The organism is Amycolatopsis sp. MEPSY49, from assembly GCF_051337345.1.
In the GTDB taxonomy this organism is placed as follows: Bacteria; Actinomycetota; Actinomycetes; order Mycobacteriales; family Pseudonocardiaceae; genus Amycolatopsis.
Genome location: NZ_JBDLYJ010000011.1, coordinates 12,484 through 26,188 on the forward strand (window position 1 = coordinate 12,484; position 13,705 = coordinate 26,188).

The window sequence follows — 13,705 nt, forward strand, 5'->3', positions numbered from 1 at the left end:
AGGGCTGTTGGTGACGGGAACGCGCACGTGGCTGCGGATTGAGTAGGTCGGTTGGGTGGCCCTGCTGTCAGAGCGGGCTCTCGGTGGGGAACGCAGCTCTCACCTCGGCGACCAGAGCGCCGGCTGTTGCCGCGACCGTCTTCAGAGCGCCGATGTGCTCCAGCAGCCGCTTCAAGCCCAACGGGGTCAGGCAGAGTTCGCGGGGTTCGGCACGGCACTGGAGGTAGCCAGCCGCGCGCAGGAACTCAATGTGCAGGTCCAGGTCGGGCGTGGGGAGCCTCAGAGCCCGCTGAACGGTCAGTTGCGAACGCCAGCTGGTGTCGGCCAGCAGGCAGGCGATGAACAGGCGGACCGGCTGCAGCAACAGTGCGTCGAGGTCCGTACGCGACGGTGGCGAGATCGGCGTCATCGTCGCCTCACTGCGACGCGCGTGGAGGCGTTCACGAGTTCACGACACGTTGGACATGAACGGTCGGCCGGTGCCAGGCAGGAGTGCACCAGCATTTCGTGGCCGCAGAGCGAGCGGTACCGGCCTTGCTGAAGGCGGATGCCGCGCAGGAACTCATCGTCCGTGACCGCGTGCGTCAGGCCGTCGAGCACGCACCGGTACCAGCTGATGTAGAGCGCTGAGTGCAGCGACCTGCAGCTAGTGCCTGTCACGTCCCCTCCCTTCGACCTCGCGACTGATGAAATCAGTCAAGCGAGAGTCAGATTCGACGACCAGAGCAGCGATGCGGCAGTTGTGTGGCGCAAACGTTGCAGTAGCCGATCTGAGCTGCGCTTACTGCTGCTACATTGATCTGGTCGAGCAGGGTTGGAGGTCGGTCATGCCCGTAGGGCGACGTAGGGATGGGCTGATCTCAGCTCGTAAGGTCGCCGGCTTCACCCAAGAGGGTCTGGCGGACGTGCTGCATGTCGACCGGTCGACCGTTGCTCGCTGGGAAGCGGGCGACTACGTGCCACTCCCCTACCTCTGGCCGAAGCTCGCGAGCGTGCTCGGTCGTTCACGAGACGAGTTGCAGGCCCTGATCGGCCCGAGCGCTGCCACGCGGGACTTCGGCCCCGACGACTCGTTCGAGCCGGTGTTCACGTGGCTCGATCGGCACGCCGGGTGGCCGCCCGGGCGAGCCCGTGAACAGGTGTTCGTGAGCGCAGTCACCTCGACTCGCAACCGGCCGAATCCGCCGCAAAGCGTCATCGCTGCTGCACTGGCTGACTACTACGCGCCGCCGACCAGAGACCACCGGCCATACACCGCGCGCTGTGGCCGAGCGGAGGTGACCACCAGCGTCCTTACGCGGCCGGCGTGGCTGGATCTCGCCTGCTCGCTGACGGCCACGGGCGAGCAGACCGCCTTCCAGGCTGGCGGCCCGCGGCCACCGGCGGCGGTTGACGAGCGAGCTGCGGTACGGCGTCTCGCAGACGCATCAGCGTCCGGCATCCGGATCGCCGACGTTCCCCTGTACCGGCTGCTCGAGGTCGATCCACGGCCCGGAGCGCTGCGGGCAAAGGTCGGGATTGCGTCGTTCGCCGAGTACGCACTCAGCGTCGACCTGCTGGAAAGCGAGTTGATTGAGCACTTGGCGAGCGGTCGCACGGCGCGTCCAGGGCACATGCCGCTCCGGGATCGCCAGCTGCCTAACGTAACCGCGGTGCTCGACCTACCTGGGCGCCTCTGCGCGGGTGGGGTACTGGCTTTGACAGCGATCGCGCGGCCAGCGGACCCGTTCCGAGGTGATGCCGACTTCGTGCTGTTGGTTCAGAAGAGGTCTGCGCAGGTCGTGAACACGGCCGACCGCTTGTCGGTGATCCCGAAGAGCTTCCATGGGCCACTCGCGGACCGGCGCGCGGACTCCCGGATCGGCGTCACCCTGCGTCGTGAGCTAGAGGAGGAGCTGTTCGGAAGGACGGACGTCGACCGGTCCGCCGGAGACCTCCGGGTCGCCGATCCGATGCATCCCACCAGGCTGTCTACTCCGATGAGGTGGCTGACCGAGCAGCCAGGCCGGCTGCGGATGGAGTGCACCGGGTTCGGGCTCAACCTGGTCAGCGGGAACTACGAGTTCGCCAGCCTGGTCGTGATCGAGGATGAGGAGTTCTGGCCGCGGTTCGGTGGCGACGTTGAGGCGAACTGGGAGGCAGCCGGATTGCAGCAGTATTCGGCGCACGACGGCGACTTGATCACCGAACTGATCGCTGACGAAAACTGGAGCAACGAAGGACTGTTCGCGTTTCTCCAAGGACTACGGCGACTCGCCGAGATTGGCGGCGATCGAGTGCAGCTTCCCGCCGTCGAATTAAGTCACTGAGGGCCAGCGGACGGTCAGGACTACCGAATCCGCCAACGCTTCCCAGGAATGGTCAATTCCTGGGCCCCACATCACGTAGTCACCCTGGCGCGTCATAATCTTGCCGCCGCCGGTGACCTCTACGCGGAACTCACCGGATATCAGCATCACCAGCGTGGTTCGCTGGTCGTCGGAAGTCCACTCGGGACGCTTGTCGCCTGCCGGATGGTTGGCCCACTTGACTTCGACATCTTTGGAGGCGCGGACCCCCTGCGACGGGTCGATGAAGTGGCCGACCAACCAGCCGCGCGTGTCGGCCGCGTCTTCGTTGGCGTTGCCGGCGGTCCAACCGTCGCTCACTGGCCTATCTCCCATTCGATCGCGGGCAGTTTTACGCGCTCTCCGCCGATTTCCGCAAGGCGTCGGAGACCTTGCGTCATGGCAAACAGTCCTTCGTTGCTCCACGCTACATCACCCAACAACTCGGTGACGAGTTCCGCATCGGTAGTCGAATACTGACGAAGAGTCGCCGATTCCCAGTTCGCTTCGACCACTCCGCCATAGCGTGCCCAGAATTCTTCGTCGTCGATGACGATGAGGCTGGCGAACTCGTAGTTCCCGCTCACGAGGTTCAGGCCGAAGCCGGTGCACTCCATCCGTAGACGTCCGGGCTCGTCGAGGAGCCAACGCATCGGCTCCGTGAGCCTGGTCGGGTGCATCGGGTCCGCAGTCAGGGTGTCGGCGACGGTGTTGTCAGCGTCCGGCCGGCCGAACAGCTCTTCTTCCATCTCTCGTCGCAGGGTGGCGCCGATTTGGGTTTCTCGTCGGACGTCGGTGAGCGGCTGGTGGAAGCCCTTCGGGATTACGGCGAGTCGGCGCGTGGCGTTGAGTACGTGGCCGGAGCGCTCCTGAACCAAAAGCACGTAGTCCGCTTCGCCGCGGTACGGGTCGGCCGGCCGAGCGATGGCCGTTAAGGCGAGGGCTCCGCCTGCGCAGAGTCGGCCACCGACGTCCAGGACGGCGCCGACGTCTGGTAGGTAGCGATCACGAAGGGGCAGCGACGTCGTGTCGCCGGCGGCGAGCGCGTCGAGCAGCTCGCCTTCGAGCAGGTCCATCGTCAGGGCGTAGTGGACGAAGTGATCCACGCCGAACGTGCCGCCGAGGTGGCGTTCACGGATGTCCGTGCTCAGCAGTCGGTAGAGCGGCGCGTTCATGAGCCGCGTGTTCATGGCCACCGTCTCGGCCAGCCGGTTGACCGCTGCATTCGTCGCGTGCTCGTCCAGCACTTCCCGCGGGTCTGGCCGGGCGCTTGCGATCGTGTGCCCGTCGTGCGGCGGCCGTAGTTCGCACGCCAGGTCGAGCCAATCAGCGCAGGTCAGGATGCTGGTGTTCACGGCCTGGTCACCGCAGCTTCCGGCGTACAAGCCGTGGTCACCGTCGTGCCGGCCGTAGTACTCGGCGAGCGCGTCGGTCACGGCGCGTTGATCGACCCACGCGCGGCGAGTGGCCCGGGCGTACGCCTCCTGCGCGTCGACGTGCGCGGCCTGCTCGGCGACAGCACGGCGCGCGGCACCAGGGCTTCGGTAGGCGTGTTGGTCAAGCCATTCGAGAGCCGCGCCGATGTGGGGGTCCGCGGCCAATCGTCGGTCGGCTTCCTTCGTGTCCGGCCTGGTGTGGGCGGCCGGCCCGTCGCCGGTCAGTTCGGCGAAGCGGGACCGCTCGGCGTCCGACGCTTGTTCATACGCGGTGTCGAGGACCTGTTGCATCTCCGACTGCGGGCGAAGGTCCGGCTTCTGATGCCAAGACGCGACCGTGCGTGCGCCGATACCGAGCTTTTCGGCGAATTTCTCATTGCTCAGCCGCAACGCGGATTGCAGCGCCGACGCTGACCTTCCGGTCCAGCCGCCTACCCCGCTCATTGCAGCCCCAAAGCGCTCTTGTGCAGCGGATATGCAGTGGTTGCGCAGTGCTTGTGCACTGGTTGTGCATGGGATCGGACGTCGTTTCGGCCTTGAATTCTAGGTATGGAAATCACCTGGTTCACCAGCCCGAATCGCCCTCCGTTAACGCTTCGGCTTCACGTGCTCGACCACCGTCGCGAGGCTCGTTTGGACGTCCTCCAGCCGGTCGGTGATCTCGGCCAGGCGCTGTTCGAGCGCGTCCAGTCGGGACCACAGCTCGTGGCCGTCGTCGGCCGGCTCGTCGGGGTGCGGCGGTGTGCGGTTTTGCAGCACGGCCAACAGGTGCTGCGGGTGCCAGCCCAGGGTCGTGGACAGGGCTTCGAGCGTGCGCGCGCTCCGGCGGCGCTCCACCGTGTGGTGCTGGAGCTCGCGCACGATCGCCTGCGACACGTGCGACCGCTCGGCCAGCTCGCGTTGTCGCCAGCCGAGTTCGTTCACGCGCATGTTGATGGCCTTGGCGACTGCCGCCCAGTCCTCCGTCACGTATTCCTCCGCGCTCCGCCTCAGCGCCGAGATTAGCGGTTCTTCAAGCCTTCACCACGTCGCTTAGCACTTCGTCGGCGGCGCGTCGGACAAACGCACCCTTCGAAGAGCTGAAATCAACAACACAGTCTTGAACTCATCAGATTGGTCTTTCTCATGAACTCGCACATCACCTTTCACACCATTCGAGAAGCGGCCTGGCTGCTCGGCGTGTCCCGCGCTGCGGTCAGCCGCGCGATCCGGACGCGCGAGCTGCGCGCCACCCGGTGCCGTTCCGGGCTCCGTGTGTCGTCGACCGAGCTGGCCCGTCTGCTCGGGTCGCGTCAGGCCGGAGGTGCCGCATGAGCGCCGACGACCTGCAGTTGATCGGGATCGCCTGGCGGCTGGACCGGCTGCGCTGGGTTCCGACCGAGGTCCTGACCGACGTCGTGACCAGCGATGGAGTCTGCATGTGGCCCCCGCCGGACGACGGGCCACCCGAAGCAGGCAGCGACGGCGAGCTGGCCGCGCGGCTGTGCGGCGGGTGCCCTGTCAAGGACGAGTGCCTGGAACTGGAGTTGCGGACGGCCGGTCTCGGCACGGTCGGCGTCTGGGGCGGGATGACCGACGATGACCGGCGCGCCTTGTACCCCATCTGGCTGCGGCGTGGCGAACGGACCGATCGGGGTGCGCGATGAACGGACTCACCGTGACACCCACGCAGATTCTCGCCGGTGTCGGCGTGCTGCTCGTGCTGTTCTGGGTCTGGCGGGCCGGTTCCCGCCGGGCGAAGGCTGCTGCCGAAGCTGCTCGGAGCGGGGCGCGGTTCGTGTCACTGGCCGGGCGGGTGCTGTTCAACGCCGGGTTGATCGTCGCCGTCCAGTGGGTGGTGATCGCTCACCCGGGTAGCCCGTGGCTGCTGTTCGCCGTGCTTGGGCTGCCGGCGCTGTTCGCGTCCTATGCGCTCACCCGGGCCATGACGGTCACCACCGTCGACACCTCGAAGAGGGGTGGTCGGCGATGAACCGGGCGCAACGGCTCGCGCAGGACGCGGCCGAAGCCGCGGAGGTGCGCGCCTACCAGACCGATCCGGACGTCGTCGCGCTGCGCATCGAGCGCGTCCGGCGGCAAGTCGATTGGATGTGCTGGTCCGGGATCGTGCTTGGGCTGGCGTTCACGATGACCAACGTCCAGGCATTCGCGTCGGCCGGCACGCGGCCGGGGTCGCTGCCGTGGCTTGCCGCGTGGGTGCTGGACCCGACCGTCTCCCTCGTTCTGCTGGCGATTCTGCGGGCCGAGCAGGTCACCGCGCGGTACCAGGTCCGGACCGGCGTCTGGGTGCGGCGGGCGAAGTGGTTCACGCTCGCGGCCACCTATGTCTTGAATACCTGGACGTCATTCGCCGCTGGGGAGGCTGCCGCCATCGTGCTGCACTCCGTGCCACCGCTCGTCGTGTTCGTCGCCGTCGAGGCGATCACCGACCTGCGGGACAAGCTCACCGATGCCGTCCTCGTAGCTGCTGAACGGCGTCCCGTCCAGCAGGAGCCCGGCGGGCGGCGCGTGCTGTTCGCCGACTACCTCGCTATCGCCCGGGAGAGCTGGACACCGGATGTCGAGATCACGCCGGCGTGGGTGCGGCGGGCTACTGGCTGCTCGCGGGGCCTGTCGCCCCGGCTGGCGCGGGCGCTGCGGTCGGAGGTGGGCCATGACTGACTCGTTGCCGGTCAAGGCCGATCCCGTGCTCGATGGCGAGTTTATCGACGACACGTTGCCTCAGCCGCGTCAGCGCGAGCCGAAGACGAACCGTTTCGTCCGGTGGTGGCGGCACTCGCCGCGGGTGCCGTTGTGGCTGAAGAGCAAGCCTCAGGCCATCCAGGCAGGCAAGGACGCCGCCGTTGGGCTGGTGAAGTCGCCGTGGCGGTACGTCGGCGCAGTTGTTCGGGGGATGGTCGTCGGGGTGCGGTGGTGGCGTGGGTGGGTCACCGTCCGGGACTACCGGACGGCGGCCGAAGAGTCGGAGAAGCTGGCCGACAAGTTCACGGAGATTCGGGCGCTCACCCTGTTCCGCTGGAGGGTGACTGGTGCCGTCCTGGTCGTCGCGATCGTCGGTGTGGACGTCGTTGACCTGGTGTACGGCACCGATCCTCTGTGGATCGGTGGGGCAGCCGCCTCCTTGGCGCTCTCGATACTTGGGCGCAAGAAGGACGGCAGTCCCGGCCGAAAGCCGGCGCTCGCGGGGCCACGGACACTGACCTGGACGATGGATCCCCAGGTACTGGTGGACGCGTTCCGGGACGCGAAGCTGATCGGCAAGGACGAGGCGTTGCGGCTCGTCGAGCGCGCGACGCGTGTCGGGGACGGCTGGGCGGTCACCGTCGACCTTCCGGCCACGCGCAAGGCGGCCGACGTGGTGAAGAACCGGGATGCACTCGCGTCGGCGCTCGCCGTCGATGAGGTCCAGTTGATCGTCGAACGGGTCCGCGGGAACGGTGGGCACGCCGGGCGGGTGTCGATGTGGGTTGCGGATGAGGACCCGTACGCTTCGCCGCCGTTGCGGACGCCGCTGCTCGGCGTGGCGCAGTGGGATGCGTGGCGGCCGATCCCGTTCGGGCGGGATGCGCGGGACCGGCGGATTGATCTGCCGCTGGTGTGGACATCCTTGCTGGTCGGTGCCATCCCCCGGCAGGGCAAGACCTTTGCTGCCCGGCTCGCGGCGGCCGGGCTCATCCTGGACGCCTGGGTGCGGCTGTACGTGGCGGACTTCAAGGCCGGGAAGGACTGGGACGCGGCCGGATTGGTGGCGCATCGGTTCATGTCCGGCGACGAACCCGAACACGTTCTGGCGCTTGTGGACTGGCTGATTGAGCTGGTCGGCGAGGTTCAGACGCGGTTTCGGCGGATGCGCGACCTGGACGACCTCACGTGTCCGGAATCGAAGGTCACGCCAGAGATGTCCCGCGACAAGGCACTGAACATGCCGATCACGGCCATTTTCATCGATGAGGTTCAGGTTCCGTTGGAGGACCGCACGCCCGTTGACGTCCAAGGAAAGAAGCTCGCCGCGGGCGAGTACGTCGGCGAGCTGCTGACGTGGCTGGCGAAGAAGGGACCAGCCGCCGGGATCGTCCTCGTTCTCGCGACGCAGCGGCCGGACTCGAAGACGATCCCGTCCGGACTGCGGGCGGTACTCGGGTCGCGGTTCGCCTTGCGGGTGATGGACTGGCGCGACTCGAACATCGTGCTCGGCGAGCAGATGAACACCCGAGGGTTCGACTCCTCGCGGCTGCTGCCCTCGCACAAGGGCGTGGGCATCCTGCGGCCGGACGGCGACACGTCAGCCGGCGTCGATGTGCTAGCTATGACGGTTCGGACATACTACATGCCGAACGAGGATTGGCGGACCATCTGCGAGCAGGGCCGCACGCTGCGCGACGCGGCCGGGACGCTCACCGGGCACGCAGCCGGGCAGGACACCATGCCGGTGCTCGACCACGTCGCCGCGGTTAGGGCTATCGGTGCAGGTCACGCGGTTGAGTCGCCTGGTGAACTGCCCGACGTACTCGCGTCGCTCGTCGAGTGCTTGGGAGACGATCTCAGGCCGGACGGCAGGGACTTCGTGCCGACAGCCGAGTTACTGGACGTTCTGGAGGTCGACTCGCGGACGTTCGCGCAGCAGATGGCCGAAGTGGGGTGTCGGCCGACACGTGACCGCGTGATCGGTGAGGACGGCGAGACGCGCCAGGTCCGCGGGTACCGGACAGCTGAAATCAGGAGCGCAATCGATCGCGCAAGGAAAGGCGGCAAAACGGCCGGGCAGGAAGGTCGGTCATGAGCGCCACCCACTCCGAGGATCGTCCGATCCGGGTTATCCTACCTGCGGGATTGCCAGAGCTGACGCCAGCCGTGGCACGCGGACTGCTGGCCGTTCTGATCGAGCTTACCGAGGTGCCGGTGCTGGACGGACCGGCAGAGGAGGAACCGTGACGGCTGAAATCAGCAACGACCCGTGGTCGACGCTGGACGACATCCTTGGTCTTGAGGTGGCCGAGCCGGTCGACGACGGGATCGGTGAACTCGCGGCCTACGGCCGTTGCTCGACGGAAGACAACCAGGACCCGGAGACCTCTCGCGGCTGGCAGTTCGGGAACGCTCGGAAGTTCGTCGAGCCGCTGGGCGGCCGGATCGTGGCGGAGTACTTCGATATCGGGCAGTCGCGGTCGGTCCCCTGGGAGCGCCGGAACGAGGCCGCGCGGCTGCTCACCGAACTGAAGAACCCGCGGCGGACCTGGAACGCCGTCGTGGTCGGCGAGGGCACGCGCTGTTGGTTCGGCAACCAGTTCTCGCTCATCGCGCCCCGGTTCGCCGCGTACGGCGTCGACCTGTGGGTGCCCGAGCTGGGCGGAAAGTACGACGCGCGGAACCCGTCGCACAAGATGCTCATGAGCGTGCTCGGTGGAATGAGCGAGTCAGAACGCCAGCACGTCCAGGCTCGCGTCCGCGCGGCGATGGACGCGCAGGTTGTCAACGAAGGGCGACACCAGGGCGGCCGGGCGCCTTACGGCTACGTCGTCGTTGACGGCGGTCCGCACCCGAATCCCCGAAAGGCCGCCGAGGGGTTCCGGCTGCGCGTGCTGGCCATCGATCCCGACGCAGCCGAGGTGGTCCAGCGGATATTCGCCGAATACATGGAAGGGGTCGGCGATCGAGCGATCGCGAAGGGGCTCAATGAGGACGGAGTGCCCTGCCCTTCCGAACGCCGGCCCGACCAGAACCGGCACCGACTCGCCGACGGCTGGCAAGGCAGTACCGTCCGATCCATTCTGGAGAATCCGCGATACACCGGGTACGCGATCTTCGGGCGTTGGACCAAGCACGAGACGCTTCTGAATCCGGACGACGTCGGCGCCGGGCACGTCGTGCGGTTCAAGCGGGCAGCGCCGGATCGCGTTGTTCGGTCGCGGCGACCTGCGCACCCGGAGATTGTTTCTGTCGAGGCATTCACGCAGGCACAGTTGATGCGCCGGTCCCGCGCGGCCGGCGGACTGCCTGGGATTGCCAAGCTCGAAAGGAATCGGGCAGCGACGAAGCACACCTACCTGTTGAAGGGGCTGGTGCGGTGCGAGATCTGTACCCGGAAGATGCAGGGTGCGGCGATCCGGAAGGGCGTGTACTACCGGTGCATCGCTCGAACGATGGCGCCGGGTTCGGCGGCACTGGCCGACCACCCGAAGACGGTGAACCTACGCGAGGACGTCGTGGTCCCGCCGATCAACGACTGGCTGTGCCAGATCTTGGCCCCGGACAACCGCGACGAGACGGTACGGCTGCTCACCGGGTCGCAGGACGGCCGGGTGGACGGCCGTCGAGCCAACGCCGAGAAGCGAATGAAGGGAGCCGAGGCAAAGCTACGGCGGCACCTCGCAGCCATCGAAGCTGGCGTGGACCCCGTGAACTTCGTCGAGCCGATGAAGCGTGCACAGGCCGAGCGGCAGGCCGCTATGGAGGAGCTGAAGCACCTGCCGGACACGCAGGCGGTCGACGTGGCGGAGGTGTACGCGATGCTCGACCAGCTCGGCGATGTCGCGAGGCACCTCAACTCGCGGACCCCGGAGAGGATCACGCAGGTCTACCGCGACCTCGGCCTACAGGTGGTCTACGACAACAAAAAAGAGGCAGTCACTGTGACTGCCTCTCCCCGTGTGGGTAACGTGTGTGTCCGAGGGGGGACTCGAACACATGTTCGCAGCATCCCTGCGCAGGATGCGTGTTCATGCGACAAACCATAGCTGCACTGAATAGGACAAGCCAAACCGTATCGACTCGGCGCATCCAGAGCGGCGTGCCCGCTACGAGCCGGTCGAGCTCTGGTCGTCGCGGCGTGTGCCGCCGCCCTGTCGAGCGGCCCATTCCTGCTGCCAGTCCGCGAATCGGCGGCGGTTCAGCGCGTAGAACCGCGCCACGGTTGAGGAACACGAACAACGACACCGCCGCCGCCCAGAGGGTTGCCGCGCCCAATGGCGCGCCGATGATCGCTGCCGCCATGGTCAGTGGGCGCTCCGTCGCTGCACCTGTTTCGTCCAACCAGATCTGGACCTCGTGGTCTGCGACCGTGCCCGCCGCTGCTTCCACCTCCCCCACCCGCTGCCGTCCGTCTCGCGTTCGCCACGTCGCCGGCGTCGGGGCGGAGTCGAACGGCGTTCCGCCGTGGCCCGCGGAGACCGGCTTGGGGCCGTCGGCCAGCAGGACCGCCGTCACCGTGTAGCGCGTGGCCGTCTGCTCGCGGGACTTGGCCGCGGTGGCCGAGTACTCGCCGATGCCGAACAACACCGCGCCCACCGCTGCCGCCAGCGACAGCAGGACCACCAGCGCCAGGAGCCCGGCCTGCAGCCGATCCGACGGGCGGACCAGCGGGCCGCGGCCGGGGAGGAAAGTGTGCCGCAGCCGGGTCAACCGCATCCTGGTGTACATCGCTCCTGCCCTCCGGGTCGTTCGGGAAACGTTCACCCAGCATCGCCGGGTGAGGCGATCGGATCGCAGGGGCGACGGTCCCCGCTCGGCGGGCCTTGCGGCCGTTTCCCCCGGCCCGGTTCCGGTGACTTTGGGCCCTTACCGCCACGGCCGGTCATACCCGACGCTGGGCACCTGGCCGTTGAACGAGGGGTCCAGGATGCAGACAGTCGACGTCGGTGCGCTCTCCGTCTCCGCCTACCGCCCGGTCGCGCCGGACTGGATCGTCGAGCCGCTTCTCGAAGTGGCGCAACGGCTTCGCGGCGCGCGGGTGATTCACCTGAGCGCGACTCCCTACGGCGGCGGTGTTTCCGAGCTGCTGCGGTCGGCGGTGCCGCTCTACAACGACCTCGGCGTGCGGGCGAGCTGGAAGATCATCAGTGGTGAGCCCGCCTTCTTCGCCGTGACGAAGAAGCTGCACAACGCGCTGCAGGGCGGTACCGAACCGGTCACCGACGCGGACATCCGCCGCTACGAAGAAACATCGCGTCGCAACGCCGAACAGCTCTCGGCCGATCCGGACTTCGCGGACTGCGACTTCGTCTTCGTGCACGACCCGCAGCCCGCCGCCGTTCTGTCCTTTGCGGACACGAGAAAAGCCCGGTCGGTGTGGCGCTGCCACGTCGACACTTCCGAACCGGCACCCGGCGTCTGGGACCACCTCGGCAAGTACGTCGAACACTACGACGCCACCGTCTTCACCCTGCCCGACTTCGTGCCGCCGACGCTGGCGCGCGACCGGGCCGACATCATCTGCCCCGCGATCGACCCGCTCAGCCCCAAGAACATGTCGCTGGACGACCGGACCGCGCACGCGGTGCTCAACTGGATCGGGATCGAACCCGACCGCCCGCTCGTCACCAGGTGTCGCGGTTCGACCCGTGGAAGGACCCGCTCGGCGTGATCGACGCGTTCCGCCTGGTCCGCTCCGACATCCCCGGGCTCCAGCTGGCGCTCGTCGGCTCGATGGCCCTCGACGACCCGCAGGGCTGGGACGTCTATCGTCAGATCAGCGACGCCGGCCGCGACGACCCCGACATCCACGTCTTCACGAACCTCACCGGCGTCGGCAACGTCGAGGTCAACGCCTTCCAGCGGTTCTCCTCGGTGATGATCCAGAAGTCGATCCGCGAGGGGTTCGGGCTGGTGGTGTCCGAAGCGCTGTGGAAGGGCACGCCGATCGTCGCCGGCCGGGTGGGCGGGATCCCGCTGCAGGTCGCCGACGAGGCCGGGGGCGTCCTGGTCGGCTCCACCGCCGAGTGCGCCAAGACGCTCCTGGACCTGCTCGAAGACCCGGGCCGCTCGGCCGCGCTGGGCGCCGCCGGCCGGGAGCGCGTGCGGAGGCACTTCCTGCTCCCCCGGCTCCTGCTCGACGAGCTGACGCTGCTCGACGGCCTCGCCCACGGCGACCGGCCTGGCGCGCTGATGACCCGGTCCGACCACCGCGACCCGGTCTGCGGACTCACCGTCCCGCCCGGCAGCGGCACGCCGTCAGCCGAGAAAAGGGCCACACTCGCTACTTCTGTTCACAGCGGTGCCGTGCCGCCTTCCTCGAGGGAGCTGCGTCGTGACGACCCGGCCGTGGCACGGCGGTGAGCTGCGCTGGAACGCCGAGACCGAAGACTGGACGATCCTCGCGCCCGGCCGCGGCGGCCGCCCGCACCGGGTCGCGCAGGCGGCGTGCCCGTTCTGCCCGGGCACCCAGGACACCCCGCCGGAGACGTGGCGGCTGCCGGGTGACGGGCCGGGCTGGCGCGTCCGCGCGGTGCCGAACCGCTACGCCTTGTCCGACAAGCACGAGATCGTCATCGAGTCGCCGCGCCACGACTGGGACCTGGCGACCGGCACCGAAGAGGAGGTCGCCGACGTCCTGGGCGCCTGGCAGCACCGCCACCGCGCACTCCGGCCGTCGGCCGCCCAGGTCGTCGTGTTCCGCAACCACGGGCCGGCGGCCGGGATCTCGCTGGACCACCCGCACTCGCAGGTCGCCGGGTTGCCGGTGCTGTCCGCGGGGACACGCCGCGAGCTGGAGACGGCTCGGGCGCACCACCGTGACCACGGGCGGCGGCTCGCCGACGAACAGCTGGAAGCGACGCTCAACGACGGGAAGCGGATCGTCTTCACCGACGACCACGTGATCGCCTACACGCCCTTCGCGCAGGTCGCCGCGTACGAGGTCCGGATCGTCCCGCACCGCGCGCACGCGGACTTCGCCGCCGCCACGGCCGAGGAGATCCGCGCGACGGCCGGCTGCCTGGGGGCCGTCCTCGCCGCGCTGCGCGCCGAGCTGGGCGATCCCGCCTACAACGTCGTCGTGCGGACCGCTCCCCGCGACTACGAGTCCGCGCCCTTCCTGGCGTGGTCACTGCAGGTGGTGCCGCGGCTGGAGATCCCGGCCGGGCTCGAGCTGGCGACGGGAGTCCCGGTGACGACCGTGACCCCGGAGCACGCCGCCACGCGCCTGCGCACCGCCGTGGCGGCGTGACC

Annotated in this window: 16 protein-coding genes; 11 read left to right on the plus strand and 5 right to left on the minus strand. The window is 68.2% G+C overall.

What is annotated here, in order from left to right; translation table 11 throughout:
• Positions 1 to 67: 67 nt before the first annotated feature.
• On the minus strand, positions 68 to 409 hold the full coding sequence (locus ABFJ78_RS36840; protein ID WP_436392041.1) for a MarR family transcriptional regulator: 342 nt from the start codon (positions 407 to 409) through the stop codon (positions 68 to 70).
• 496 nt (positions 410 to 905) lie between these two features.
• On the opposite strand from ABFJ78_RS36840, the gene ABFJ78_RS36845 reads away from it, so the two are divergent.
• Positions 906 to 2,309 (plus strand): transcriptional regulator, encoded by a 1,404-nt coding sequence (locus ABFJ78_RS36845; RefSeq protein WP_436392043.1) that lies wholly within the window; start codon positions 906 to 908, stop codon positions 2,307 to 2,309.
• Here the strand turns inward: ABFJ78_RS36845 and ABFJ78_RS36850 are convergent.
• The 3 genes from ABFJ78_RS36850 to ABFJ78_RS36860 all read right to left on the minus strand — a co-directional run bounded on the left by ABFJ78_RS36850 (position 2,298) and on the right by ABFJ78_RS36860 (position 4,732).
• Positions 2,298 to 2,648 carry a signal peptidase I gene (locus ABFJ78_RS36850; RefSeq protein ID WP_436392045.1) on the minus strand — a complete coding sequence of 117 codons (351 nt, stop codon included), beginning with the start codon at positions 2,646 to 2,648 and terminating at the stop codon, positions 2,298 to 2,300. The two genes, ABFJ78_RS36845 and ABFJ78_RS36850, sit on opposite strands and share 12 nt — an antisense overlap.
• Positions 2,645 to 4,207, minus strand: a complete 1,563-nt coding sequence (locus ABFJ78_RS36855) for a transcriptional regulator (RefSeq protein WP_436392047.1) — start codon at positions 4,205 to 4,207, stop codon at positions 2,645 to 2,647. Before ABFJ78_RS36855 ends, ABFJ78_RS36850 begins: the two co-directional genes overlap by 4 nt.
• Before the next feature lie 144 nt (positions 4,208 to 4,351).
• The gene (locus ABFJ78_RS36860; protein WP_020640049.1) at positions 4,352 to 4,732 is read right to left on the minus strand and encodes a helix-turn-helix domain-containing protein; all 381 of its coding nucleotides are present in this window, start codon (positions 4,730 to 4,732) and stop codon (positions 4,352 to 4,354) included.
• 156 nt (positions 4,733 to 4,888) lie between these two features.
• On the opposite strand from ABFJ78_RS36860, the gene ABFJ78_RS36865 reads away from it, so the two are divergent.
• Genes ABFJ78_RS36865 through ABFJ78_RS36895 form a run of 7 tightly spaced genes read left to right on the plus strand, consistent with a single transcriptional unit; the run spans position 4,889 to position 10,497 of the window.
• Entirely contained in the window at positions 4,889 to 5,077 is a 189-nt protein-coding gene (locus ABFJ78_RS36865; protein ID WP_084093921.1) for a helix-turn-helix domain-containing protein, read from the plus strand.
• Complete coding sequence (locus ABFJ78_RS36870) at positions 5,074 to 5,409, plus strand: WhiB family transcriptional regulator (protein WP_436392049.1); 336 nt, start codon at positions 5,074 to 5,076, stop codon at positions 5,407 to 5,409. The genes ABFJ78_RS36865 and ABFJ78_RS36870 overlap by 4 nt, the downstream gene beginning before the upstream one ends.
• Positions 5,406 to 5,735 carry a hypothetical protein gene (locus tag ABFJ78_RS36875; RefSeq protein WP_436392051.1) on the plus strand — a complete coding sequence of 110 codons (330 nt, stop codon included), beginning with the start codon at positions 5,406 to 5,408 and terminating at the stop codon, positions 5,733 to 5,735. The genes ABFJ78_RS36870 and ABFJ78_RS36875 overlap by 4 nt, the downstream gene beginning before the upstream one ends.
• On the plus strand, positions 5,732 to 6,424 hold the full coding sequence (locus ABFJ78_RS36880; protein WP_436392053.1) for a hypothetical protein: 693 nt from the start codon (positions 5,732 to 5,734) through the stop codon (positions 6,422 to 6,424). Before ABFJ78_RS36875 ends, ABFJ78_RS36880 begins: the two co-directional genes overlap by 4 nt.
• The gene (locus ABFJ78_RS36885; RefSeq protein WP_436392055.1) at positions 6,417 to 8,543 is read left to right on the plus strand and encodes a cell division protein FtsK; all 2,127 of its coding nucleotides are present in this window, start codon (positions 6,417 to 6,419) and stop codon (positions 8,541 to 8,543) included. Before ABFJ78_RS36880 ends, ABFJ78_RS36885 begins: the two co-directional genes overlap by 8 nt.
• Entirely contained in the window at positions 8,540 to 8,695 is a 156-nt protein-coding gene (locus tag ABFJ78_RS36890; RefSeq protein ID WP_436392057.1) for a hypothetical protein, read from the plus strand. The genes ABFJ78_RS36885 and ABFJ78_RS36890 overlap by 4 nt, the downstream gene beginning before the upstream one ends.
• The gene (locus ABFJ78_RS36895) at positions 8,692 to 10,497 is read left to right on the plus strand and encodes a recombinase family protein (protein WP_436392059.1); all 1,806 of its coding nucleotides are present in this window, start codon (positions 8,692 to 8,694) and stop codon (positions 10,495 to 10,497) included. The genes ABFJ78_RS36890 and ABFJ78_RS36895 overlap by 4 nt, the downstream gene beginning before the upstream one ends.
• On the opposite strand, the gene ABFJ78_RS36900 is transcribed toward ABFJ78_RS36895, so the two are convergent.
• Positions 10,388 to 11,179, minus strand: a complete 792-nt coding sequence (locus ABFJ78_RS36900; protein WP_436392061.1) for an Rv1733c family protein — start codon at positions 11,177 to 11,179, stop codon at positions 10,388 to 10,390. The genes ABFJ78_RS36895 and ABFJ78_RS36900 overlap by 110 nt on opposite strands.
• A gap of 199 nt (positions 11,180 to 11,378) precedes the next feature.
• Between ABFJ78_RS36900 and ABFJ78_RS36905 the strand changes: the two genes are divergently transcribed.
• Genes ABFJ78_RS36905 through ABFJ78_RS36915 form a run of 3 tightly spaced genes read left to right on the plus strand, consistent with a single transcriptional unit; the run spans position 11,379 to position 13,703 of the window.
• On the plus strand, positions 11,379 to 12,122 hold the full coding sequence (locus ABFJ78_RS36905; RefSeq protein WP_436392062.1) for a hypothetical protein: 744 nt from the start codon (positions 11,379 to 11,381) through the stop codon (positions 12,120 to 12,122).
• Positions 12,119 to 12,814 carry a glycosyltransferase gene (locus ABFJ78_RS36910; RefSeq protein WP_436392064.1) on the plus strand — a complete coding sequence of 232 codons (696 nt, stop codon included), beginning with the start codon at positions 12,119 to 12,121 and terminating at the stop codon, positions 12,812 to 12,814. Before ABFJ78_RS36905 ends, ABFJ78_RS36910 begins: the two co-directional genes overlap by 4 nt.
• A complete protein-coding gene (locus tag ABFJ78_RS36915; RefSeq protein ID WP_436392066.1) occupies positions 12,786 to 13,703 on the plus strand; it encodes a galactose-1-phosphate uridylyltransferase in 918 nt (305 codons plus the stop codon). The genes ABFJ78_RS36910 and ABFJ78_RS36915 overlap by 29 nt, the downstream gene beginning before the upstream one ends.
• The last annotated feature ends 2 nt before the right edge of the window (positions 13,704 to 13,705 follow it).